The 22,711-nt window shown below is 66.0% G+C and carries 19 protein-coding genes and 1 tRNA gene; 5 read left to right on the forward strand and 15 right to left on the reverse strand.

Annotated features, from left to right (window positions below):
* Positions 1-95: 95 nt before the first annotated feature.
* The 6 genes from hisG to AC3WW4_RS14335 form a co-directional block, all read right to left on the reverse strand.
* Positions 96-749: an ATP phosphoribosyltransferase gene (gene hisG / locus AC3WW4_RS14310; protein WP_488829136.1), complete on the reverse strand. Its 654-nt coding sequence runs from the start codon at positions 747-749 to the stop codon at positions 96-98.
* Positions 750-751: 2 nt separating this feature from the next.
* The gene (gene murA, locus AC3WW4_RS14315; protein ID WP_488829137.1) at positions 752-2,056 is read right to left on the reverse strand and encodes a UDP-N-acetylglucosamine 1-carboxyvinyltransferase; all 1,305 of its coding nucleotides are present in this window, start codon (positions 2,054-2,056) and stop codon (positions 752-754) included.
* 85 nt (positions 2,057-2,141) lie between these two features.
* Complete coding sequence (locus AC3WW4_RS14320) at positions 2,142-2,387, reverse strand: BolA family protein (protein ID WP_488829138.1); 246 nt, start codon at positions 2,385-2,387, stop codon at positions 2,142-2,144.
* A gap of 18 nt (positions 2,388-2,405) precedes the next feature.
* Positions 2,406-3,179 (reverse strand): ABC transporter permease, encoded by a 774-nt coding sequence (locus tag AC3WW4_RS14325; protein ID WP_488829139.1) that lies wholly within the window; start codon positions 3,177-3,179, stop codon positions 2,406-2,408.
* Positions 3,176-4,093, reverse strand: a complete 918-nt coding sequence (locus AC3WW4_RS14330; protein WP_488829140.1) for an ABC transporter ATP-binding protein — start codon at positions 4,091-4,093, stop codon at positions 3,176-3,178. The genes AC3WW4_RS14325 and AC3WW4_RS14330 overlap by 4 nt, the downstream gene beginning before the upstream one ends.
* 61 nt (positions 4,094-4,154) lie before the next feature.
* Positions 4,155-4,463: a polyhydroxyalkanoic acid system family protein gene (locus AC3WW4_RS14335; RefSeq protein WP_488829141.1), complete on the reverse strand. Its 309-nt coding sequence runs from the start codon at positions 4,461-4,463 to the stop codon at positions 4,155-4,157.
* A gap of 240 nt (positions 4,464-4,703) precedes the next feature.
* Here AC3WW4_RS14335 and AC3WW4_RS14340 point away from each other — a divergent pair, with 240 nt between their 5' ends.
* The gene (locus AC3WW4_RS14340; RefSeq protein ID WP_488829763.1) at positions 4,704-5,855 is read left to right on the forward strand and encodes a M20 aminoacylase family protein; all 1,152 of its coding nucleotides are present in this window, start codon (positions 4,704-4,706) and stop codon (positions 5,853-5,855) included.
* A 24-nt stretch (positions 5,856-5,879) separates the two neighbouring features.
* Here AC3WW4_RS14340 and AC3WW4_RS14345 read toward each other — a convergent pair whose 3' ends face one another.
* From AC3WW4_RS14345 to AC3WW4_RS14355, 3 genes are read right to left on the reverse strand one after another with little or no spacing between them, the layout of a single operon-like run.
* Positions 5,880-7,634 (reverse strand): cation:proton antiporter domain-containing protein, encoded by a 1,755-nt coding sequence (locus tag AC3WW4_RS14345; RefSeq protein WP_488829142.1) that lies wholly within the window; start codon positions 7,632-7,634, stop codon positions 5,880-5,882.
* A gap of 2 nt (positions 7,635-7,636) precedes the next feature.
* Positions 7,637-8,338 (reverse strand): RNA ligase family protein, encoded by a 702-nt coding sequence (locus tag AC3WW4_RS14350; RefSeq protein ID WP_488829143.1) that lies wholly within the window; start codon positions 8,336-8,338, stop codon positions 7,637-7,639.
* Between the two features lie 22 nt (positions 8,339-8,360).
* Complete coding sequence (locus tag AC3WW4_RS14355) at positions 8,361-8,897, reverse strand: hypothetical protein (RefSeq protein ID WP_488829144.1); 537 nt, start codon at positions 8,895-8,897, stop codon at positions 8,361-8,363.
* A 72-nt stretch (positions 8,898-8,969) separates the two neighbouring features.
* On the opposite strand from AC3WW4_RS14355, the gene AC3WW4_RS14360 reads away from it, so the two are divergent.
* The gene (locus tag AC3WW4_RS14360) at positions 8,970-10,727 is read left to right on the forward strand and encodes an ExeA family protein (RefSeq protein ID WP_488829145.1); all 1,758 of its coding nucleotides are present in this window, start codon (positions 8,970-8,972) and stop codon (positions 10,725-10,727) included.
* On the forward strand, positions 10,711-11,409 hold the full coding sequence (locus tag AC3WW4_RS14365) for a general secretion pathway protein GspB (RefSeq protein WP_488829146.1): 699 nt from the start codon (positions 10,711-10,713) through the stop codon (positions 11,407-11,409). The genes AC3WW4_RS14360 and AC3WW4_RS14365 overlap by 17 nt, the downstream gene beginning before the upstream one ends.
* A gap of 30 nt (positions 11,410-11,439) precedes the next feature.
* Here the strand turns inward: AC3WW4_RS14365 and cphA are convergent, their stop codons facing one another.
* Both cphA and AC3WW4_RS14375 read right to left on the reverse strand, forming a co-directional pair.
* Entirely contained in the window at positions 11,440-14,025 is a 2,586-nt protein-coding gene (gene cphA / locus AC3WW4_RS14370) for a cyanophycin synthetase (RefSeq protein WP_488829147.1), read from the reverse strand.
* 43 nt (positions 14,026-14,068) lie between these two features.
* On the reverse strand, positions 14,069-16,288 hold the full coding sequence (locus AC3WW4_RS14375; RefSeq protein ID WP_488829764.1) for a cyanophycin synthetase: 2,220 nt from the start codon (positions 16,286-16,288) through the stop codon (positions 14,069-14,071).
* 143 nt (positions 16,289-16,431) lie between these two features.
* Between AC3WW4_RS14375 and AC3WW4_RS14380 the strand changes: the two genes are divergently transcribed.
* Complete coding sequence (locus AC3WW4_RS14380) at positions 16,432-18,711, forward strand: cyanophycin metabolism-associated ABC transporter (protein ID WP_488829148.1); 2,280 nt, start codon at positions 16,432-16,434, stop codon at positions 18,709-18,711.
* Between the two features lie 6 nt (positions 18,712-18,717).
* Positions 18,718-19,188: a cyanophycin metabolism-associated DUF1854 family protein gene (locus AC3WW4_RS14385; protein WP_488829149.1), complete on the forward strand. Its 471-nt coding sequence runs from the start codon at positions 18,718-18,720 to the stop codon at positions 19,186-19,188.
* A gap of 122 nt (positions 19,189-19,310) precedes the next feature.
* Here the strand turns inward: AC3WW4_RS14385 and AC3WW4_RS14390 are convergent, their stop codons facing one another.
* The 4 genes from AC3WW4_RS14390 to AC3WW4_RS14405 form a co-directional block, all read right to left on the reverse strand.
* Entirely contained in the window at positions 19,311-19,691 is a 381-nt protein-coding gene (locus tag AC3WW4_RS14390) for an HU family DNA-binding protein (protein ID WP_488829150.1), read from the reverse strand.
* A 101-nt stretch (positions 19,692-19,792) separates the two neighbouring features.
* On the reverse strand, positions 19,793-20,614 hold the full coding sequence (locus AC3WW4_RS14395) for an NADPH-dependent oxidoreductase (protein WP_488829151.1): 822 nt from the start codon (positions 20,612-20,614) through the stop codon (positions 19,793-19,795).
* 156 nt (positions 20,615-20,770) lie between these two features.
* A tRNA-Lys gene (locus tag AC3WW4_RS14400) sits at positions 20,771-20,846 on the reverse strand.
* Positions 20,847-21,048: 202 nt separating this feature from the next.
* The gene (locus AC3WW4_RS14405; RefSeq protein ID WP_488829152.1) at positions 21,049-22,710 is read right to left on the reverse strand and encodes a 3'-5' exonuclease; all 1,662 of its coding nucleotides are present in this window, start codon (positions 22,708-22,710) and stop codon (positions 21,049-21,051) included.
* Between the last annotated feature and the right edge of the window lies 1 nt (position 22,711).

The following is a 22,711-nucleotide window of genomic DNA, read 5'->3' on the forward strand; positions in this document are numbered from 1 at the left end:
GCCAAGGATCTCAGAAATCAGGGGCGAGGACGACGCCGAGGCGATGGGTTCTCGCGATCGGCGTCATAGGTCAGCGGCAGGCTCTGCCGAAGCGCTCAGGCCGGAATGGCCGACTCGAAGGCCTGGATCAGCGCACGGATGTCATCGCGCTTGAGCTTGAGCGCGGCCTGGTTGACCACGAGGCGCGAGCTGATGTCCATGATGTGCTCGACCTCGACCAGCTTGTTGGCCTTGAGGGTGTTGCCGGTGGACACCAGGTCGACGATGGCATCGGCCAGGCCCGTCAGGGGCGCCAGCTCCATCGAGCCGTACAGCTTGATCAGGTCCACGTGCACGCCCTTGTTGGCAAAGTGCTCGCGGGCGATGGTGGTGTACTTGGTGGCCACGCGGATGCGCGAACCTTGCTTGACGGCGGCGGCGTAGTCGAAGTCAGCTCGCACGGCCACGCTCATGTGGCACTTGGCGATGTTGAGGTCGAGCGGCTGGTACAGGCCATCGTTGCCGCCGGCACTGCCGGCATGCTCGATGAGGATGTCCTTACCGGCCACGCCGATGTCGGCACCGCCGTAGGCCACGTAGGTGGGCACGTCGGTGGCACGCACCAGCACCACGCGCACGTCAGGGCGGTTGGTGTTGAGGATGAGCTTGCGGGTCTTTTCCGGGTCTTCGGTCACCTCGATGCCGGCGGCAGCCAGCAAGGGCAAGGTTTCTTCGAAGATGCGGCCTTTGGAGAGTGCGAGGGTGATCATGATCAGGCGGCTCCCTTGACACGTGTGATGTCGGCACCGATGCCGCGCAGCTTGGCTTCCATGCGGTCGTAGCCACGGTCAAGGTGGTAGATGCGGTCGACCAGGGTTTCGCCCACGGCCACCAGGCCGGCGATCACGAGGCTGGCCGAGGCGCGCAGGTCGGTGGCCATGACGGTGGCGCCGGACAGCTTGGGCACCCCGGTGACCACCGCGCTGCGCCCGTCCACCGTGATGTTGGCGCCCAGGCGGATCAGCTCGTTGACGTGCATGAAGCGGTTTTCAAAGATGGTTTCGTGGATCACCGCACTGCCCTCGGCCACGCAGTCAAGCGCCATGAACTGGGCTTGCATGTCGGTCGGGAAGGCGGGGTACTCACGGGTGCGGAAGCCCACGGCCTTCGGACGGCTGTTGGCGGTCACGCGGATCCAGTCGGCACCGGTTTCGATGCCGACGCCGGCTTCACGCAGCTTGTCGATGACCGCGCCCAGGTGTTCGGCCTTGGCACGGCGCAGGGTGACGTCGCCCCCAGCGGCACCGACGGCGCACAGGAAGGTGCCGGCCTCGATGCGGTCAGGAATGATCTGGTGCGCCTGTGCAGGCGTGAGGCCGTGCAGGCGCTCGACACCCTGGATGCGAATGCGGCTGGTGCCACGCCCTTCAATCTGGGCGCCCATGGCCACCAGCAGGTCGACCAGGTCGGAGATTTCGGGCTCTTGCGCGGCGTTTTCGAGGATGGTTTCGCCCTCGGCCAGGGCCGCGGCCATCAGGAAGTTCTCGGTGCCCGTCACCGTGACCATGTCGGTGGTGATGCTGGCGCCCTTCAGGCGCGTGGGCTGGCCGTTCGCGTCCAGCGGGGTGCTGGCTTCGATGTAGCCGTGCGCCACCGTGATCTGCGCACCCATGGCCTGCAGCCCCTTGATGTGTTGGTCGACCGGGCGCGAGCCGATGGCGCAGCCACCAGGCAGCGACACGCGGGCGCGACCGAAGCGTGCCAGCAACGGGCCCAGCACCAGGATGGACGCCCGCATGGTCTTGACCAGCTCGTACGGCGCCTCGGGGTTGGCCACCCCACCGGCATCGAGTGTGACCAGGTCGGGGTTGTCCTCGTGGCGACGAGCGACCACACCCATGTTGGCCAGCAGCTTGAACGTGGTGGACACGTCCTGCAACTGCGGCACATTGGCCAGGGTCACCGGCTCGGCGCTCAACAGCGTGGCGCACAGGTCGGGCAAGGCGGCGTTCTTGGCGCCGGAGATCGTCACTTCGCCTTGGAGGCGACGACCGCCACGGATCAGGAGTTTGTCCATGAAACACAGAGGGCGCGATGCCTCCACCGCAGTGGAGGTCGCGCCTGAATTAGGGGTGACCGTGAAAAAACCGTGTGCGGCCGGCTCAGGCCTGCGCGGCCCACTCGGCGGGCGTCAGGGTCTTCATCGACAGCGCATGGATCTGCTCCCGCATTCTATCGCCGAGGGCCTGGTAAACGCGCTGATGGCGTGTGATGCGGCTCTTGCCTTCGAACTCGCTGGAGACGATCGTGGCAAAGAAATGCTGCCCGTCGCCATCGACAGACAGGTGGGTGCAAGGCAGGCCGGCGGCAATGTACTGCTGGACTTCGTCGGGGGTGGGGTTGGCCATGGCGTGTCTTTCAAGCAATCAATGACGGATTTTGTAGCCGGTCTTGAGCAGGCGCAGGGCCAGCAAGGCGACCAGCGTCGTGGCAGTGCCCACGACGGCAAGGCTCAGCCAGGGATTGGCATCGCTGACGCCAAAGAAGCCCCGACGGAAGCCGTCGATCAGGTAGAAGAAGGGGTTGAGGTGGGAGACACTGTGCCAGAACGGCGGCAGGGAGTGCACCGAATAGAACACGCCCGACAGGAAGGTCATGGGCACGATGACGAAGTTCTGGAATGCCGCCAACTGATCAAACTTTTCAGCCCACAGGCCGGCGATCAGGCCGAGCGAACCCAGCAAGGTGCCGCCGAGCATGGCGAAGGTGAGCATCCACCACGGTTCGGCCAGCCCCGGCCAGGCAAACCAGGCAGCGACGGCGAACACGCCCAGGCCCACCACCAGGCCACGCACCAGCGCGGCGCCCACATAGGCCACGAACCAGGCGCGGTGGGACAAGGGTGTCAGCAGCACAAACACGAGGTTGCCAGTGATCTTGCTCTGAATGAGCGAGGACGAGGCGTTGGCAAAGGCGTTTTGCAGCAGGCTCATCATCACCAGGCCGGGGATGAGGAAACTGGTGTAGCGCACGCCGGGGAAGACCTCGACGCGATCTTCCAGCACATGGCCAAAAATGAGCAGGTAGAGCATGCCGGTCAGCACCGGGGCCCCCACGGTCTGGAAGGCCACCTTCCAGAAGCGCATGACTTCCTTGATGAACAGGGGGCGAACGCCCTCGAAAGACTGGCGCCAGTTCATGCCCGTGCTCCTTGCTGACCTTGCATGATGGCCAGGAAGACGTCTTCCAGGTCGGCCCGCCCCAATTCCAGGTCTTCGACCGCGCAACCGGCCTCACGCAGACGCGCCAGCAGGGTTTCGACCTCGGCGGCATCACGGGCCGGCAGTTGCACCACACGGCCGGTGATGCGGGCCTGTGCAGCCAGATCGGGCGGCAAGGCGGCATCGGTTTTGAAGCGCAGCATGGTGGAGGCCGTGCCAGCCAGCAGGGCCGAGGTTCGGTCCAGCGCGACCAGCTCACCCTTCTTGAGCATGCCGATGCGGTGACACAGGGCTTCGGCTTCTTCGAGGTAATGGGTGGTCAGCAGCACCGTGTGCCCTTCCTTGTTGAGGCGGGCGATGAAGTGCCACAGGGTCTGGCGCAGCTCCACGTCAACCCCGGCGGTAGGCTCGTCGAGCACGATGACGGGTGGGCGGTGCACCAGCGCCTGTGCCACCAGCACGCGGCGCTTCATGCCACCCGAGAGCTGGCGCATGTTGGCCTCAGCCTTGTCGCTCAGGCCCAGGTGGGCGAGCAACTCGTCGATCCAGTCGTCGTTGCGCCTCAGGCCAAAGTAGGCACTCTGGTTGCGCAACGTTTCACGAACTGAAAAGAAGGGGTCGAAGACCAGCTCTTGCGGCACCACCCCCAAGGCGCGGCGCGATGCAGCGTAGTCGCTCACCACGTCATGGCCCTGCACGGTGACCCGGCCTGACGAGGCGCGGCTCAGCCCAGCGAGGATGCTGATGAGGGTGGTCTTGCCGGCCCCATTGGGGCCCAGCAAACCGAAAAACTCGCCTTCTTCGATGTCAAAACTGACATCTTGCAGGGCGCGCACGCTGCGCCCGCCGGAGGTGAAGGTCTTGGAAACGTGCTGAAAGGATACTGCGCTCATGGAGGGGGCGATTCTAGGCCGGCACGGCTCAGCGTGCTCGGCGCCCCGGCCATGCCCCGCCTCAGGCCTGGGTGCCCGAGGCCTTTTCCACCATGCGGCTGACGTTCTTGGCGATTTCCGCCTCGATCATGGGCTTGAAGGCCTTCATCATCAGGCCGAGCTTGATGTTCACGTCGAAGCTGTTGGCGGTGACGGTCATGGTGCCGTTGACACCCGAGCGCTCAAAGGCGATGACGTCCTGCTCGGCACCTTCCTGGTGCTTGCAGGTCAGGCCCATCTTGGCTGCGGCGCCGTCGGCCCAACGTTGGGCCAGTTCGCGGGCCTTGGACAGACCGAGGTTATGGGCTTGCTGAAACTGCACGTCGCTCATGAGCGTCCTCAAAAGTAAGAAGGGGTGTCAAAGGCGCGAACTATAAATAGCTCACTCCCCACGTCAAGCCCCAGCCTCAAGAGTTGATCGAATGGCAGACAATCTTCCCCCTTGATGAGGGGGCTTTCCGGGCGGGTAAGATGGGCTCGACGCCATTTTTGCGGTGAGATTCCGATGTCCCAGCTCCCAGTCATCCCGACCTCACTCGTCTTGCCAGAACTGCTGGCGCAAAGCGATGCCATGCGCGTGCTGCGCCGCGACATTCACGCTCATCCGGAGTTGTGTTTTCAGGAGGAGCGCACATCCGAGGTCATCGCCCGCACGCTGCAAGCCTGGGGCATCGAGGTGCACCGGGGCTTGGGCAAGACCGGGGTGGTGGGGGTGATTCCAGGGCGGCCGGGCCCGCGCACCATCGGCTTGCGCGCCGACATCGACGCCCTGCCCATGACCGAGCACAACCAGTTTGCGCACGCCAGCCGCCATCACGGACGGATGCACGCCTGCGGCCATGATGGTCACACGGCGATGTTGTTGTCGGCGGCGCAGCACCTGGCTTCCACCCGCGACTTCGATGGCACGGTGATCCTGGTCTTCCAACCTGCCGAGGAAGGGGGCGGCGGCGCCCGCGAGATGATCAAGGATGGGCTGTTCGAGCGCTTCCCGATGGATGCGATTTTCGGCATGCACAACTGGCCGGGCATGCCCGCCGGCACCTTCGCCATTAAGGATGGCCCCTGCTTTGCCTCGAGCAACGAGTTCCACATCACCATCCGGGGCAAGGGCTGCCATGGGGCCCAGCCGCACCTAGGCATCGACCCGGTCCCCGTGGCCTGCCAGTTGGTGCAAGCGTTTCAAACCATCGTGAGCCGTAACATGCGTCCCTCGGAAGCCGGGGTGATCTCGGTGACGATGATCCAGGCCGGCGAGGCCACCAACGTCGTGCCCGATTCGGTGACCTTGCAGGGCACGGTGCGCACCTTCACCGACGACACGCTGGACCTGATCGAAGAGCGGATGCGGGAGCTGAGCCACCAGTTGAGTGCCGCGTTCGGCGCCACGGCCGAGTTCGAGTTCCAGCGCAATTACCCGCCCACCATCAACCACAGCGCCGAGACGGCGTTTGCGCGGCAGGTGATGACCGAGGTGGTGGGGCCGGAGCGGGTGCAGGAGTTCGAGGCCACGATGGGTGCCGAAGACTTCAGCTTCTTCCTGCAGCAACAAGCGGGGGCGTATTTCGTGATCGGCAACGGCGACGGCACGCACCGTGAAGGCGGCCATGGCCTGGGACCGTGCACACTGCACAACCCCAGCTACGACTTCAACGACGAACTGATTCCGCTGGGCGGCACCCTGTGGGTGAAGCTGGCTCAGCGCTGGCTGGCGCAGCCTTAAGGCTTCACCGACCGCGCGCCCGACTCAGGTCACGGCGCCGTTGTTGAGATCGGCCACGCGGCGCGTGCGCTCGCGGTCGAGCACATGGCCCACGGTGGTCTCGGGCACACCCAGGGCCTCCAGCACGAACGCCGACAGCTGCAAGCCGGCCTCGACCGTTTCCGGGATCACCATGTTGGCGCCCGCGGCCAGCAGGTCGCGCGCGTGTTTGGTGTCGCGGGAGCGGGCAAAGATCTGCAGCTGCGGGTACTCACCGCGCACCGCGCGCACGGTGGCCAGCGCGGCCGCCGGCTGGTCCATGGTCACGACCACCGCTGCAGCCTGGCCGACGTGCAGACGTTGCAGGAACTCCGGGCGGGCGGCATTGCCATAGAACACGGGCTTGCCTTTGTTGCGCAGCTGCGCGACGAGGTTGGCGTCTTGCTCGACGGCGACAAACGACACGCCCTGGTCAAGCAGCAGCTCACCGATCAGCTGGCCCACACGACCGTAACCGGCCACCACCACCTGACCTGTACCCAGGGAGGGCACGGTTTCCAGCATGCTGAGCGGACTGGCGGGCGGGTGCCTGGCATCCAGACGCGTGCCCAGCCATTGCCCCCATTGCGCCACCATTGGGGTGACGAACAGGGTGAGGCCCACCACCAGCAGAACGAACTGTGCCATCCCTGGCGACAGCAGCTGGCTGGCAGCCGCCACGCCCACCACGATGAAGGCGAACTCACCGCCCTGCCCCAGCAGCAAGCCGGACTCGACCGAGCGCCCCCAGCTGAGCCCGCCGACGCGGAAGATGACAGTGACGACCGCCGCCTTGATCAAGATGAGGCCGATGACCGAGAGTGGCACCCACAGCGGGTTGGCCAGGATCTCGCGGGCGTCGATGCCCATGCCAACGGTCATGAAAAACAGGCCCATCAACAGCCCCTTGAAGGGCTCGATGGTGACCTCGACCTCGTGGCGGTATTCGGTCTCGGCCAGCAGCAAGCCAGCGAGCAAGGCGCCCAGTGCCATCGACAGACCCGCCGCCGCCGTGAGGCCCGCGATGCTGAGGGTGGCCAGCAGCGTCAGGGCCATGAAGACATCGGCCTGACGCTGGCGCGCGAAATTGCGGAACAGCGGGCGAATGACCTTGCGCCCTATCACGAAGATGAGCACGACGGCCACCACAGATTTGAGCAAGGTCAAGCCGGTGACCGACCACATGTCAGGGCTGCTGCCGCGGCCCAGCAGGTCGATGAGGATGAGGACGGGCACGACGGCCAGGTCCTGGAACATCAGCACGGCGAACACGGACTGGCCCATGGGGGTGGCCAGGGCCTCGCGCTGAGACAGCAGTTGCACGATCACGGCCGTGGACGACAGCGACAGCACCATGCCCAGCACCAGCGAGGACTGCCAAGAGTTGCCAAAGCCCATGGCCAGCGTGCAGATCAAGGCCGACGACAGCACCACCTGCAAGGTGCCCGCGCCAAACACCCATCGCCGCATGGCCCACAGGCGCTCGGCGGACAACTCCAGCCCGATCATGAACATCAGGAACAACACGCCCAGATCGGCCAGCGCCGTCACGCCCGCACGCTGCGGGAAGGTGAATTGCGACAGCCAGGGCCACACATCGACCCACAGGCCCAGCCCGTAGGGCCCCACGATCAAGCCCGCCCCCAGAAAGCCCAGAACCTGGTTGACCTTCAGGCGTTGCAGCAAGGGGATGAGGACGCCCGCCAGCACGAGAAATTCCAGGGTCTCGCGCAAAAACGGCATGCCGTGTTGCTCTGCCATGCTCAGCCCTCGTCCGTCCAGGCCACGCGGTTCCACTGGATGGCGCGGCTGCGCCAGTGCTCTTCGATGCTCTGCACGAAGTCCGGCCGCACGAGCTTGGCACGGCCCAGCAGCCAGTCCTCGTCCTCATGACGGACGACGACGCCTTCGAGCGAGCCGAGCCGGTAGTGGCTGCGGTGAGTGTTCACCCACTCGGTCAACACGGGCAGCGTGGTCTCCCCTGCACTGACGCGCGGCACCTCGCGCAGGCCCAGCTTCTGAGCCAGCTCATGGCGGCGGCGGGTGCTCCAGAACCGCTGCTCGTCGCGGTCGTACACATCGAACACGAGGAACCAATCGGGCAGCGTCTCGTAGTCCAGCGAGTGCTGGGCGGCGCACCATTCTCCGAACAGGATCAGGCGGTCGCCCAGGGCATCGAACAGATCGCCCTCGCGGATGGCCAGCCACTCGTCCAGCCGGGAGAATTGGCCGCCATAGGGCTTGTTGAGGTACTGACCACGGTTTTGCACATGCAGCACGGCTTCGCTCGAAAAGGAGATGCCCATGTTGGCACCGTCCAGTTTTTCTTCGACCACGACGGGGTGCTGCAGAAGGGCCTGGGCCTCATCGGGTGACAGCACCTTGTCGTCGCGCGGCGTGCCGCTGGCCAGCCAGGCGATGTGGGGGGTGTGCGGGAAGCGGAAAAAATCGTGGGTATGCGACATGGGTGGCGTCACGCAGAGTGAATCAGCAGCCGAACTTGTGGCTATGGAATTCCTGGACATCGGCGCAGCACAGAAAGCGGATCTGCACGCCGTGATCGGCCAGATGGGGTGCCCAGTCCAGCCACTTGGAGTCGGCGGCCTGCAGGATGGGCGGGCGCTCGGGATGTGCATGTGCCACGGCAACGAACTTGCGGTCAGCGTCGTCAAAGTGGGTCAGATCCTCGTCCACCGGAAAGCTGAGAAAGCCGCGCTGGTCATCGGGGTCAAGGCGCACGAGGTCGCAACGGGCGGCGTCGTCCACATGGTGCAGCACCCAGCGCACGAAGGCATCGCCCACGCCCTCGCCATGGCCGGCATGGGTCTTGTGCTGGTATTCGCCCACGATGGCGTAGTCCTCGTCCAGGGCGACACGCCCCTCGGCCATGATGCGCTGCAGCCAGTCCTGGCATGCCGTCACGCAGGCTGAGCTCACATCCGGGTGTTGGCCGTTGGCCACCAGGATGACGTTGGTGTCCACCACATAGGTCACAGGGGTGAGGCTGGTGGCAGGAAGGGTCAACGGCGGCATCATCTGCCAATTGTGCACCTGGACAGGGCATGACAGACCCACGGGGGCCGTTATCCTGTGCAGATGTACGCGCCCTTTTTTGGTCTGACCCAGCCGCCCTTTTCGATCGCGCCCGACCCTCGCTATCTGTTCATGAGCGAGCGGCACCGCGAGGCCCTGGCCCACCTGCTGTATGGCGTAGGCGGCGGGGGCGGCTTCGTGCTGTTAACCGGCGAGATCGGCGCGGGCAAGACCACGGTGTGCCGCTGTTTCCTGGAGCAGGTGCCGCCGCGCTGCCATGTGGCCTACATCTTCAACCCCAAGCTGACGGTGCCGGAGTTGCTGCAGACCATCTGCGAGGAATTCCACCTGCCCGACGTCGCCCGCTCAGCCGCTCCAGCAGGGGTCAAGGAGAACGTGGACCGGCTCAATGCCTACCTGCTGCGCAGTCACGCGGAGGGCCACACCAACGTTCTCATCATCGACGAAGCCCAGAACCTGTCCGCGGAGGTGCTGGAGCAATTGAGGCTGTTGACGAATCTGGAAACCAATGAGCGCAAGCTGTTGCAGATCATGCTGATCGGTCAGCCGGAGCTGCGTGACATGCTGGAGCGCCCCGACATGGAGCAACTGGCGCAGCGGGTGATTGCACGCTTTCACCTCGATGCCTTGTCTGCGCCCGAAACGGCGCAGTACATCCAGCACCGGCTGAAGGTGGCGGGCCTGGCGCGTGGGCGCCTGTTCGACAGCGAGGCGGTGCGCCGCGTTCACCGTTGGACGCGCGGGGTGCCCCGGCGCATCAACCTCTTGTGTGACCGCGCGTTGCTCGGCGCCTACGCGGAGAACCAGCCACAGGTGACCCTGGCGATTGTCGACAAAGCCGCCGCCGAGGTGTTCCCTCGCATGGCGCGCCAGCGTGCGCAGGCCGCAGCCAGCGCTCCCATGGCGCGCACGCCCTCGGGCCGACACGCCCAGCTGGCTCTGGCGAGCCTGGCCCTGCTCGGAGTGGCCGGCGTCGGGGCGGCCCTGTGGCTGTCTCGACAGGCACCCTCGACCGTGGCCCCAGGGCCGGTGGCGGCGGCACACGCTGCCGCATCCTCGCCCTCACAACCCGCGCGCGCCGTGACCGGTCGCCCACCCGGGCTCGTCCCCCGCCCAGACGTGGCCGAGCGGGCCGAGGTGGTCAGCGCCACCGACTTGATGCAAGCGGCCCTGCCCGACGAGAACACCGCCCTGCGTCTGCTGCTGACGCACTGGCAAGTGCCAGCCGTGCCAGGCGACGTCTGCCAGAACGCCTGGCGCCAAGGTTTGATGTGCCATCCCAACAGTGGCGGTTTGCCCCAGATCCGACAACTGGACCGCCCTGTGATGCTGCGTCTGCAAACGGGGATGCAGGTCCGCCATGTGGTGTTGACGGGCGTGGATGCGCAACACGCCCACTTGCAAACGGGTGCGCAAACCGTGCGGCTGCCCCTGGGCACCCTGGCGACCTTGTGGCGTGGTGATTTCGTGACCTTGTGGCGCACCCCACCGGACTACCGCGCCAAATTGCTGCTGGGGCAGCGCAACGCCACCGTCGGGTGGGTGGCCGCCCAACTGGCCCGCCTGGAGGGGCGCACCCTGCCCGCCAACGCGGCCCCCACGTTTGACGCGACCCTGGAAGCCCAGGTGCAGGCCTTCCAACTGGCCCAGGGCTTGGCGCCCGATGGGGTGGTGGGCGCGACCACCCTGATGCAACTCAATCGGGCCATCGGTGTGGCCGAACCACGTCTCAACGCCTCGGCCCCCACCACGGCCCCCTCTTCGCCTGCCAGCCAGCCCGCTCATGTCTTACATCCTTGATGCCCTGAAGAAGGCTGACGCCGAACGTGAACAAGGCCAGGTACCGGGCCTGCACACGCCCACCGCTCACTCCAACCTGGAGGAAGGCCCACGCCTGCACACACCTCCGCGCTGGGTGATGGGCCTGGGTACGCTCCTGGTGTTGGTGGCGCTGGGGGCCGTCTGGCAATGGACGCGCCCGGTGGCGCCGCCCGCCGTGGCTCAGCCCGCCTCCACACCAACGGCGATGCCCCCACCGCCCGTCCCCGTGCGCGCACCGGCGATCACGCCAGCCGCCACGCTGCCCCAGTCTGCGCCCACCGCCGTGCCGGAGGCTGTGGCCACCACGCAGCCATCACCATCGCAGCGCAGCGTGACGCGCGCAGAAACGGTGCTGCCACGCACGATCGTGACCACGCCACGCGCACCGGTTCACGTGGACCCGGCCCCGGCGCCGGCGCCCGCGCCCAGCAAGCAGGTGCCCACGCTGGCCGAATTGCCAGATGAGGTGCGACGCAGCCTGCCGCCCTTGGCGGTGAGCGGCGCGATGTACTCGGACAACCCGGCCAACCGGATGCTGCTGATCAACAACCGCGTCTTCCACGAAGGCGACCAGCCCGCTGCCGGGCTGGTGCTGGAAGAGATCCGTTTGAAGTCAGCGGTGTTCCGCTACCGCGGCACGCGCTACGCCGTGTCGTACTGACACGGCGGAACCGCGCTCATCTGCCTGGACTCAGGCGTTCGTGCCACCCGCAGCCGCTTCACAGCGGCGCGCCAGGTGGGCCAGCGCTTCTTCGACCTGGTCCACCAGGACCAGGCACAGATCGCCCGCTTGCAGGCGGCTCAAGGCCGTGTCGATGGCCAGGAATTCACCCCGGATTTCACCCACGTGCTGCACGCGCGGCGCGTTCTCCAGCCCCTCGCGCAACAGCTTCAGCACCTCGCCATCGGCCCGGCCGCGCTGACAGGCATCCTGAAAAAGGATGACGTCGTCAAACGCCTGCCCAAGGATGACGGTCTGCTCGCGGATGTCCTCATCGCGACGGTCACCGGCCCCGCTGATCACCACCGAGCGGCGCTGGGCCGGCAAGGCATTGACGGCCGCCACCAGGGCGCGCATGGCGTCCGGGTTGTGGCCGTAGTCGGCAATGACGGTGGCACCCTTGTAGTCCATCACGTTGAAGCGACCCGGCGCGTTGTCGGCGTCGTTGACGAAGCTGGCCAGGCCGCGGCGGATCAAATCCCAGTCCAGGCCACTGCTCCACGCCGCGCCCACGGCCGCCATCACGTTCTCGATCTGGAAGCCGATCGTGCCGTTGCGGGTGATGGGAATGTCACGCAGCGGCAGCAATTCGCGCCAGCTGCCTTCGGCCACGACGATCGCATCGCCGTCGATGCAGATGCTGCGCTTGCCCTGCGCCCGGTGCGCGGTCAGCACGGGGTTATGGGGCTCGGCCGAGAAATAGATGACGCCGCCCGGGCACTTGGCGGCCATGGCCACCACGATGGGGTCACCCGCGTTGAGCACGGCATAGCCGTCTTCGGCCACGTTCATGACAATGACGCGCTTGAGCACCGCCAGATCTTCGACCGTGGTGATGTAGTTCAGCCCCAGGTGATCGCCCGCGCCGATGTTGGTCACCACGGCGGTCTGGCACCGGTCGTAGCCGAGGCCCTCCCGCAGGATGCCGCCCCGGGCGGTTTCGAACACGGCGGCATCCACATCCGGGTGCATCAGCACGTTGCGGGCGCTCTTGGGGCCGGAGCAGTCGCCACTGTCGATCTGGCGACCGTTCACATAGACGCCATCGGTGTTGGTCATGCCCACGCGCAGGCCACTGGTGGCCAGCAGGTGCGCGGCCAGGCGCGCGGTGGTGGTCTTGCCGTTGGTACCGGTCACAGCCACCACGGGAATGCGCCCGTCCTCACCCGGTTTGAACAGGTGGGCCACCATGGCCTCGCCCACATTGCGCGCCTTGCCGAACGATGGCGACAGGTGCATGCGCAGACCAGGCGCGGCGTTGACTTCGACGATGCCGCCGTTTTGCAACTCCAGCGGCTGGTGCATGCCTTCGGCCAGCACGTCCACCCCGCAGATGTCCAGGCCAATGGTCTGCGCCGCCGCGATGGCGCGCGCCGCCACGGCCGGGTGCACGGTGTCGGTCACATCGGTGGCCGTGCCCCCGGTCGACAGGTTGGCGTTGTTGCGCAAGATGACGCGACGCCCCTCTTCCGGAATGGACTCCGGCGTCAGGCCCTGGATGCCCAGGCGCGCCACGGCGATGTCGTCCAGGCGCATCTTGGTCAACGCGGTGGCATGGCCATCGCCGCGACGCGGATCCTTGTTGACCTCTTCGACCAGCTCGCGCACCGTGTGGATGCCATTGCCAATCACGTGAGCGGGCTCACGGCGTGCGGCTGCGACCAATTTGTCGCCCACCACCAGCAGGCGGAAGTCGTGCCCCGGCAGGTACTTCTCGACCATGACGGTGCCAATCTCCTCCGCCGCCTTGTAGGCGATTTCGAGGTGATCCCGGCTGACGATGTTGACCGTCACGCCCTTGCCCTGGTTGCCATCCTGCGGTTTCACAACCACCGGCAAGCCAATTTCCAGGGCCACGGCCCAGGCGTCGTCCACATCGCGCACCGGACGCCCAATGGGCACGGGCACACCGGCGGCGGCCAGCAGACGCTTGGTGAGATCCTTGTCCTGGGCAATCGATTCCGACACCGCACTGGTTGAATCGACCTCGGCCGCCCAGATGCGGCGCTGCTTGGCGCCCCAGCCGAACTGCACCAGACTGCCCTGCGTCAGGCGACGCCAGGGAATGCCACGGGCCGCTGCGGCCGTCACGATGGCACCGGTGCTCGGCCCCAGTCGCACATCTTCATCCAGATCACGCAGCTCCACCAGAGCTGCCTGCAGATCAAAAGCCGTGTCTTGCTGCGCTGCCGTGATCAGGGCCTGGGCGTGCTTGAGCGCCAGTTTGCCCACGGCCTCTTCGCTGTACTCAACCACCACCTGGTAGATGCCCTCTTCCAGGGTGGCCGCTGTGCGACTGAAGGTGACCAGACAACCGGCCTGCGCCTGCAGCGCCAGCGTGGCCGCCTCCAGCACATGGGCCAGGGAGATGTGATCGGGCCGCCCCGCTGGCCGCAGTGCACCCAGGATGGGAAACAGCTTGCGCAGGCGATCTTCAAAACCGGGCATGGCCTCCAGCGCGCACTCGGCGGGCTCACAGGCCACCACGGCCTCGATGGCCGTCTGGCGGCTCCAGAGGTTAGGGCCGCGCAGGGCCCGGATGCGAGAAACTTCCATCTTGTGTGTCTCTTGGTGTTCGCGTCGTGTGATCGGGCCGCGCTCAGCGCACAGCCTGAACGGTCGGGTCGAAAGTTTCCATGCCTGCCGTCAGCAGCTCAGGCGAAATGTCCAAGGCCCAGGCCACCGCCACAGACGCCAGCAGGGCTTGCACCCCGGCACCCGGTAGGGGATGCTTGGTCAAACCACCCATCACCCGGCGTGCCGAGGCACTGTCCAGGTCAATGCAGCGCACCGGCGCGTGGCCGTTGTGGGTCAGCAGCACGTGGTTGTCGGAGACCGACACGGTGCGCCCACCCTTGGCGCGGTGCGCTACCATCACCGGGCTGTGCTGATCAACGTCGTAGAAGATGACCTCGCCGTCGCACAGCTCGGCCATCTCGACCAGACGCTCATCGGCCGCATGCAGCACGGCCACGCCCTCGGGCAGCACCACGTCCACCTGGGTGCGCAGCACCTTGAACATCTGCTCGGGCGCATGGATGTCGTGCGCCGCCAGCGCCGGCTCCACTGGGGCCTCGGCACCGCGCAAGTCGGTCACCAGGCCCACCTGGCAACGGTCGTAGGCCAGGCCATCGTCGAGGATGGACACCGGTCCGTTCTCCACCACGATGGCGTTGACCTCGCGGTTCATCAGCAGGCGCTCGGCCGCCGCAAAGTTGGCGCGGTTGCCGGACTCGACGCAGCGCGAACCCAGAAACAGTCCCTCGCTGCAAGCCAGCCCCACCACCTTGCCACTGAGGTGCAGGAACCACGCCGTCAGGCGGGCGATGTGGGTCACGCCTTGCGAGCCGGCCACGCCGATGATGGGGACGCGCCCCGTCTCATCTTCGTCAAACAGGTTGTCGACGATGGCCTGCCCCACCGGACGGGGCAGACCTTCGGCCGGTTTCAGGTGCATCAGCAAACCCGGGCCGGCATTGACCTCGACCACCGCCCCGCGCTGAGATGCCAAGGGCTTGCCAATGTCTTCCACCACCAGGTCGATGCCTGCAATGTCCAGACCCACCACACGGGCGGCCAGCGACGCCAGATAAACGATGTCGGGGTGCACGTCGTCGGTGCAGTCGATGGCCACATTGCCATTGCGTTGCACCAGCACCTTCTGACCGGACTTCGGCACCGCTTCGCCATTCAGGCCCTGGCGCTCCAGCAGCAGGCGCATGGCCGGCTCGCGCTCCAGCACGATGGTCTCCAGCGGGAACTCCTCGGCATCGCCGCGGCGCGGGTCGCTGTTGAGCTGGACTTCGATCAGGCGGGCCACCGTGTCACGGCCATTGCCCGTGATCCACAGGCTTTCACCCTTGGCGGCGGCCACCATCTTGCCGCCGACGATCAACAGCCGGTGCTCATCGCCGCGCACATAACGCTCGACGATCACCTCGCTGCCCTCGGCCTGAGCAATCTGGAACGCGGACTCGACGTCGGCGCGCTCGGTCAACTCCAGCGACACCCCCCGACCGTGGTTGCCATCCAACGGCTTGACCACCACGGGCAGGCCGATGTCCTGCGCAGCCTCCCAGGCCGCCTCGGGGCTGTCCACCACCTCACCTTCGGGCACCGGCACCCCGCAGGACTTCAGCAGGGTCTTGGTCAGATCCTTGTCGCCGGCAATCGCCTCGGCGATCGCGCTGGTCCGGTCGGTTTCGGCCGTCCAGATACGGCGCTGTGCACGCCCGTGGCCAAGCTGGACCAGGTTGCCATCGTTCAGACGCAGGTGCGGAATGCCCCGGTCGGTGGCCGCGCCCACGATGGCCGCCGTGCTGGGGCCCAGATAGCAGTCATCGATCAACTCGCGCAGGCGCTCGACCGCGGCCGGCACATCAAATGGTTCGTCGTTGATAGCAGCCATCAACAGGGCATGGCCCTCGGCCAGGGCCAGGCGGGCGACCTGCTCGTCGCGGGCACGGAACACCATGCGGTACACGCCGCGCTGCGAGGTGCTGCGGGTCTGACCAAAGCCGGTGGGCATGCCCGACAGGTTCAGCAGCTCGATAATCACATGTTCGAGGATGTGCCCTGCCCAGGTGCCCTCTTCCAGACGCTGGAGGAAACCGCCCCGCTCGCCCACGCCACAGTGATGCTCGACCAGGGCCGGGAGCAGCGTCGTCAGGCGCGCGTTGAACCCCGGCAGCTTGTGGGAGGGCCAGTCTTCCAGCTCACCCAGGTCCAGCCACACCTCCAGCACCTGACGATAGGTCCAGATATTGGGGCCACGCAGGTAATTGACCCGCAGCAACGTGATGTCGTTCTTCTTGCTCATGTCCAGCCTGTCTGACTGCATCGTGTTCATTCACCGGGTCCTTCAGGGTTCAGAAAGTCAACATGGGCCGCGCCGCATCGGTCAGAATGCCCCCACGCCCTTGGCAGACTTTGCCCTGAGGCACTCTGGGTTCGCTTCTCACCATGCACTCTCGTCCTTCCCTTGCCACTCCAGGGCATGCGCCCATTCAGGACCTCGCCAGCGCGCAACCGCCGCTGGTATCCGGAGAGAACGTTCTCACCCGGCTGACGGTTGACCTGAACGGACAACTACATTTCACCGACGGGGCCATCGTCCTCACCGATCATCATCTGCATGCGCGCGCCAGTGCGCAAGGGGCTTGGCAATCTTGGCCCCTGAGCACTGACTTGTCGCTATCTCACCACGATCATGCCGGCGTCGCCACCCTGAGCCTGCACACCCCCACCCGCAGCCTGGGCACCTGGCATCTGACGATGAACCAGCAGGAGGCTTTGCAGCGCCTGACCGACCAGTTCGAGCGACAGCAACAGATTCGTGCCACCGGCCTGACCCCGGACGACGAGGACGACACGAGCCACTGCCCGGTCTGCCACGCCCCCCTGCCCCCGGACAGCGATGAGTGCAGCGTCTGCCACCGCGACAAACAGGCCACGCCCTCCACCTGGGTGCTGCTGCGCCTGTGGCGCTTTGCCCGCCCCTACCAGGGCATGTTGCTCGCCGGCTTCCTGCTGACCCTGGCCGGCACGGCCGCCACCCTGGTGCCGCCCTACCTCACCATGCCGCTGATGGACGAGATCCTGATCCCGTTCCAGAACGGCCAGGCCATCGACATCCACCACGTGCTCCTGTTGCTGTCCGGCCTGCTGGCCTCGGCGCTGGCCGCCTGGGGCTTGGGCTGGGCGCGCAACTATGTGCTCGCCCTGGCGTCCGAACGCATCGGCGCCGACCTGCGCACTGCCACCTTCGAACACCTGCTGCGCCTGTCGCTTGACTATTTCGGTAGCAAGCGCACCGGCGACCTCATGACCCGCATCGGCTCCGAAACCGACCGCATCAACGTCTTTCTGTCGCTCCATGCCCTCGATTTCGCCACCGACGTGCTGATGATCGCCATGACGGCCGCCATCCTGGTGTCCATCAACCCGTGGCTGGCCCTGGTCACCCTGGTGCCCCTGCCCTTCATTGCCTGGCTGATCCACCTGGTGCGCGACCGCCTGCGCACCGGCTTCGAAAAAATCGACCGCATCTGGGGCGAGGTCACCAATGTGCTGGCCGACACGATTCCGGGCATCCGCGTCGTCAAGGCCTTCGCCCAGGAGCAGCGCGAAGCCGACCGCTTCCGTGCCGCCAACCAGTACAACCTGCAGGCCAATGACAAGCTCAACAAGACCTGGTCGGTGTTCACCCCCACCGTGTCGCTGCTGACCGAAATCGGGCTGCTGGTGGTGTGGGCCTTCGGCATCTGGCTGGTGCATGAGCAAGACATCACGGTGGGCGTACTCACCGCCTTCATCGCCTACATCGGGCGCTTTTACGGCCGGCTCGACTCCATGAGCCGCATTGTCTCGGTGACGCAAAAGGCCGCCGCCGGCGCCAAGCGCATTTTTGACATCCTCGACCACGTCTCCAACGTGCCCGACCCGGTCAACCCGGTGAAAATGCCCGCCCTGCAAGGCCGCCTGGAGCTGGACCACATTGGATTCCGCTATGGCAGCCGCGCCGTGATCCGCGACGTGAGCCTGGACATCCGCCCCGGCGAGATGATCGGCCTGGTCGGCCACAGCGGCTCGGGCAAGAGCACCCTGGTCAACCTGATCTGCCGCTTCTACGACGTTAGCGACGGTGGCATCCGCGTCGATGGCGTGGACGTGCGGCGCATCGCCGTGGCCGACTTCCGTCGCCACATCGGCCTGGTGCTGCAAGAGCCCTTCCTGTTCTTTGGCACCATTGCCGAGAACATCGCCTACGGCAAGCCCGACGCGACCCGCGACGAGATCGTGGCCGCCGCCCGTGCCGCCCATGCCCACGAGTTCATCCTGCGCCTGCCGCAAGGCTACGACTCGCTGGTGGGCGAGCGTGGTCAGGGTCTGTCCGGTGGTGAGCGTCAGCGCATCAGCATTGCGCGTGCGCTGCTGATCAACCCGCGCATCCTGATCATGGACGAGGCCACCTCCGCCGTGGACACCGAAACCGAAAAGGAAATCCAGAAAGCGCTGGACAACCTGGTCCAGGGCCGTACCACCATCGCCATTGCCCACCGCCTGTCCACCCTGCGCAAGGCTGACCGCCTGGTCGTGATGGACAAGGGCCGCATCGTGGAAGTGGGCCCGCACGATGAACTGATGGCCCGCGAAGGCGCGTACTGGCGCCTCTACCAGGCGCAGGCCCGCAAGGCCGAACAAGACGCCCTGATTGATGACGAACCCGCCGACAAGGCCTGAGACGCCATGAGCCCCCCGATTCGCCACCTCACCCGCAACGATCTGGGCCAGCTGATGCTGACCCTGGACGACAGCAGCACGCACACCGGCATCGTACCCGTGCGCGCCTACCCCTTGAGCGCCCCCGACGAAGGCCTGTCCCTGATGAGCGCCGACGGGCGCGAAGTGCTCTGGATCGACCGCGTGAGCGCCTTGCCAGAGAAGGTCCGCAGCCTGCTGGAGGCGGAGCTGGCCGTGCGCGAGTTCACACCCCAGATCTCCGCCCTGGTCAGCGTCTCCAGTTTTTCGACGCCCAGCATCTGGACTGTCGATACCGACCGCGGGCGCACCACCCTCGTATTGAAATCGGAAGACGACATCCGTCGCCTGGGTGACGGGCGCCTGCTGATCCACAGCGCGCAAGGGCTGAACTTCGGGATCGCAGATCGCACGCGCCTGGGCAAGGCCTCACGCCAGTTGCTCGAACGCTTTCTCTGACCGGGCGTCAGCCACCCGCCCACTCTGACCCTGCCCAGGCATGGGCAAAATAAAACCGGTGCAGCCCTTGCGAGCGACACCGGTTTTTTTGCAGCGAGACCCACGCGGGGTCTGCACAGCGATCAACGCTTCTTGGCAGCGGCCTTCTTGGCGGCAGGCTTGGCAGCGGGCTTCGCAGCCTTCTTGGCCGGCGCAGCCGGAGCCTTGGCGGCCTTGCGTGCAGCAGCCTTCGGATCGACCGCTGCCTTGAAGGTGGCGCCTGGGGTGAACTTGGGCAGCTTGGCGGCGGGGATCTTGATCTTGTCGCCGGTGCTAGGGTTCACGCCGTTGCGGGCCGCGCGTGCATGCTGCTTGAACGAGCCGAAACCAGGAATGGTCACGGCGTCGCCCTTCTTCACTGCGGTCACGACGGTGTCGAGCAGCGTGTCGAGGATGCGGCCAGCCTCGGCCTTGGACAGCTGGTGCTGGTCAGCGAGACGCTGGATGAGATCAGTCTTGTTCATGAATGATGTTCTGAAAGCACCCGCAAATGTCGGGCAAGCTATTGTGCCCTCGCCAAACCCCGATGAACACTGGTGTTGACGCGGATGCGTCGCAAACATGCCTATTTCAAGGGAAAGCCCAGTGCCTGCAACGCTTCTTTGAGCCGGTCGCGGCCCGTCAGGGCCTCTGGCGTGGCCACCCGCTTGCCGGAATGCACCGCCCAGGTGCCCCGCACCTTCATCTGCTGTTGCTCATAAAACGCGGCCATGGCCTCGTTGTACGTGGCCACATCAGCCTGCTGCGCCGCCACCGGGTGGTAGCGCTCATGGTGCAGCACCGCCGCCTGCGGCAAGCGCGGCTTGACCGATGCTGGCTGTGCGGGGTCTTCCTTGCCCAGCGTCATGCCAAACACCGCGAACACCCGCGGTGGCAGGCCCAACAATTGCGCCACCGCCTCGGGATGGTTGCGCATGCCGCCGATGTAGCAGCCCGACAGACCCAGCGACTCGGCCGCCGCCATGGCGTTCTGCGCCGCCAGGGCCGTGTCGATCACGCCCACCAGCCCCATCTCCAGATAATCGAGCGCCGCATGACCCAGCCCCTCGGCTTGGGCCACTGCTTCCAGGCGCGCCAGATCGGCCAGCCACACCAGCACCAGCGGCGCCTGTTGCACATGGGCCTGGTCGCCAGCGAGTTCCGCCAGGCGCGCCCGCGTGTGCGGGTCACGCACCGCGATCACGCTCCAGGGTTGCAGGTTGGACGAAGACGCCGCCGATTGCGCTGCCGCCACGATGGCGGTCAAGTGCGCATCGCTCACCGGCTCTGGCAGGTGATGACGGACGGAACGGTGCGCCAACAGCTGATCGATCAGAGGGGACCAGGCTTCGGGCACGGCGGGCGCCTGCTGGCCATAGCGGGCGTTCAAAAGAGAAGAGGCAGACATCGTGACAGGCAAGGGGTACAAAACATCAACCCTAACTCAAGCCCGGCTCACGCGCTGCGCGTGTGGCAAAAACCTGGGGCCCGGCACACCTGTGACACAAATGGCGCGCGCAAAACAAAAAGGTCTGAATCTTTCGATCCAGACCTTTTGAAATTTTGGTGGGCCCTGAGTGACTCGAACACTCGACCAACGGATTAAGAGTCCGCTGCTCTACCAACTGAGCTAAGAGCCCGCACCTGTTATCTTCTTGCGAAGATCGCTAGAAGTGATTATCTAGCGAAGACTTGAATTATATACACAAAGTTTGCGAACATTCAAGTCTTTTTAAACTTTTCATCAGCTTCGCCTGGGTTGATCCGGAGATCGATTCAGACGCTGTCCAACGAAGAACGAAAGTATACACACAAAATCGCCCCTCGCCGACCGTCGTCGCTTCACAACAAGTGGCCAGGCGCCGGGCGGCCCGTCAGCATCTCGATCTCTTCACTCAGCGCGCCCGACTCGGTGGCCAGCGCCGTGATCTCCTCGTCCAGTGCCTGCGCGTGGGTTCGCGCGACCTCCTGCAGGTAACCGTCGCGCTCTTGGCTGAGTTGGTGCAGCTCATAGCGGGCGTCACGCCGCAGTTCGTTGAGGGCATCGAGCACCAGCACGATCTGCAGCTGCAAGGTCTCAAACAGCTTGCGCAGGCTGGCGGCCTCGATCGAGTCGCTGAAGTCCAGGTGCCCCCACCCCTGTTTGAGCAGGAAGGCATTGGGGTCCTGCGCAATCTCGCGCAAGCGCTGCACATCGCCGCTGTCACGGGCGCGGTTGATTTCGCTGGTCAGTTGCTGAAAGATGGCGAGCTTGCCCGCATCGTGCGCAAAGCGATCCGGATGGAACAGCCGCACCAGCTTGCGCCATAGGCTCTTGAGCTCGCGGGCCTCGTCTTCGGGCAAGGCCTTTTGCTCTGCGGCCTCGAAAGCGACCTGCTCGTACTCGGCGTCCGACTGCTGCCAGGCTTCTTGGCATTGCTGGGCCACGGCTTCGGCGGCCTCCTCGCCGTCGTACACCAGGGCGTCCAGGTACTGGCGGCGATAGCTCACCAGCAGGCGCAGGCGATCGCGCTGCTGGTAGTGCGGGCGCAGCAAGCCGAACAAGCGCGCCTGCGTGACATCAACATTGTGACGCTCCTGGGTGTAGCGCGCCTCCAGATCGGCCAGCCGCACCCGCGCCGAGGCGATCAGGGCCTTGAGCTCGTCCAACTCTGGTTTGACGAACACCAGCACGCCGGCCTGGGCTGGCTCGGCGGCGATGGGCTCGCCCTGTGCGCCCCGGCCAGCCGGTGTCTCCACCTGGGCCAGCGCCTCGTCCACCTCGGGGGCCGGCTCGGTCAATTGGGCCAGATACCAGCGCCCCATGCTGGCCGAGCGCGGGCTGGACGACCCGGCCAACCACACCAGCCACGCATGCAACGCCGGATCGCTCAAGGCTTCGCGGAAATGGCGGCCCTTGAACTCGCCAAACGCCAGACGCGACGGGTACCAGGGCGCCTGCGCATGCTCGCACACCGCCTGCCAGCTGTGCAGCCCGCGGCGCATCGCCAGCGGTTGCAGCACCGTGCCCAGCAGGTCCACGCCGGTTTCGACCTCACCCAGGGCCGACGCCGGGGTGCGCTCGGGCAAGCGGTAGTACTGCCTCAGGGTCTGCAGCTTGCCGCTGACCACCGGCACCGGGTCGAGCAGGCGTTGCGCCAGGCGCAGGGCACAAAAGCCCTCGGTGCCGATGGGCGCAAGGCCCAGCCGCACCCATTCGGGCTGCAGTGCGCGATGCAAGGCCTGCGGCAGGTCAAACGCGACCAGGGGCAGTCCGTCGATGTAGTCGGCCCACTCGCGGTAGACCTGCGCCGGCGCTTCGCCATCGCGCTCGATGAGGGCCCGACTGAGCCCGTGCACGCGCGAGCTCTCCTGATTCATGTCCGGGCCGTGGTTGAGCAGGCGACGCCAGGCCGGTCCTTGTGGCGACCAGCCCCGCATGCGCTGCGCGGCCAGCTCCACCACCACGGGCGAGCTCAAGCCGGCCGTCTCGACATCAATCAGCACCCAGTCGCGGTCGTCCATG

Source organism: Aquabacterium sp. TM01 (genome assembly GCF_057808345.1).

Bases quoted from the DNA above. Each gene is read 5' to 3' on its own strand.
- hisG (WP_488829136.1), bottom strand. From the start codon at position 749: ATGATCACCCTCGCACTCTCCAAAGGCCGCATCTTCGAAGAAACCTTG.
- murA (WP_488829137.1), bottom strand. From the start codon at position 2,056: ATGGACAAACTCCTGATCCGTGGCGGTCGTCGCCTCCAAGGCGAAGTG.
- AC3WW4_RS14320 (WP_488829138.1), bottom strand. From the start codon at position 2,387: ATGGCCAACCCCACCCCCGACGAAGTCCAGCAGTACATTGCCGCCGGC.
- AC3WW4_RS14325 (WP_488829139.1), bottom strand. From the start codon at position 3,179: ATGAACTGGCGCCAGTCTTTCGAGGGCGTTCGCCCCCTGTTCATCAAG.
- AC3WW4_RS14330 (WP_488829140.1), bottom strand. From the start codon at position 4,093: ATGAGCGCAGTATCCTTTCAGCACGTTTCCAAGACCTTCACCTCCGGC.
- AC3WW4_RS14335 (WP_488829141.1), bottom strand. From the start codon at position 4,463: ATGAGCGACGTGCAGTTTCAGCAAGCCCATAACCTCGGTCTGTCCAAG.
- AC3WW4_RS14340 (WP_488829763.1), top strand. From the start codon at position 4,704: ATGCGCGTGCTGCGCCGCGACATTCACGCTCATCCGGAGTTGTGTTTT.
- AC3WW4_RS14345 (WP_488829142.1), bottom strand. From the start codon at position 7,634: ATGGCAGAGCAACACGGCATGCCGTTTTTGCGCGAGACCCTGGAATTT.
- AC3WW4_RS14350 (WP_488829143.1), bottom strand. From the start codon at position 8,338: ATGTCGCATACCCACGATTTTTTCCGCTTCCCGCACACCCCCCACATC.
- AC3WW4_RS14360 (WP_488829145.1), top strand. From the start codon at position 8,970: ATGTACGCGCCCTTTTTTGGTCTGACCCAGCCGCCCTTTTCGATCGCG.
- AC3WW4_RS14365 (WP_488829146.1), top strand. From the start codon at position 10,711: ATGTCTTACATCCTTGATGCCCTGAAGAAGGCTGACGCCGAACGTGAA.
- cphA (WP_488829147.1), bottom strand. From the start codon at position 14,025: ATGGAAGTTTCTCGCATCCGGGCCCTGCGCGGCCCTAACCTCTGGAGC.
- AC3WW4_RS14375 (WP_488829764.1), bottom strand. From the start codon at position 16,288: ATGAGCAAGAAGAACGACATCACGTTGCTGCGGGTCAATTACCTGCGT.
- AC3WW4_RS14380 (WP_488829148.1), top strand. From the start codon at position 16,432: ATGCACTCTCGTCCTTCCCTTGCCACTCCAGGGCATGCGCCCATTCAG.
- AC3WW4_RS14385 (WP_488829149.1), top strand. From the start codon at position 18,718: ATGAGCCCCCCGATTCGCCACCTCACCCGCAACGATCTGGGCCAGCTG.
- AC3WW4_RS14390 (WP_488829150.1), bottom strand. From the start codon at position 19,691: ATGAACAAGACTGATCTCATCCAGCGTCTCGCTGACCAGCACCAGCTG.
- AC3WW4_RS14395 (WP_488829151.1), bottom strand. From the start codon at position 20,614: ATGTCTGCCTCTTCTCTTTTGAACGCCCGCTATGGCCAGCAGGCGCCC.
- AC3WW4_RS14405 (WP_488829152.1), bottom strand. From the start codon at position 22,710: ATGGACGACCGCGACTGGGTGCTGATTGATGTCGAGACGGCCGGCTTG.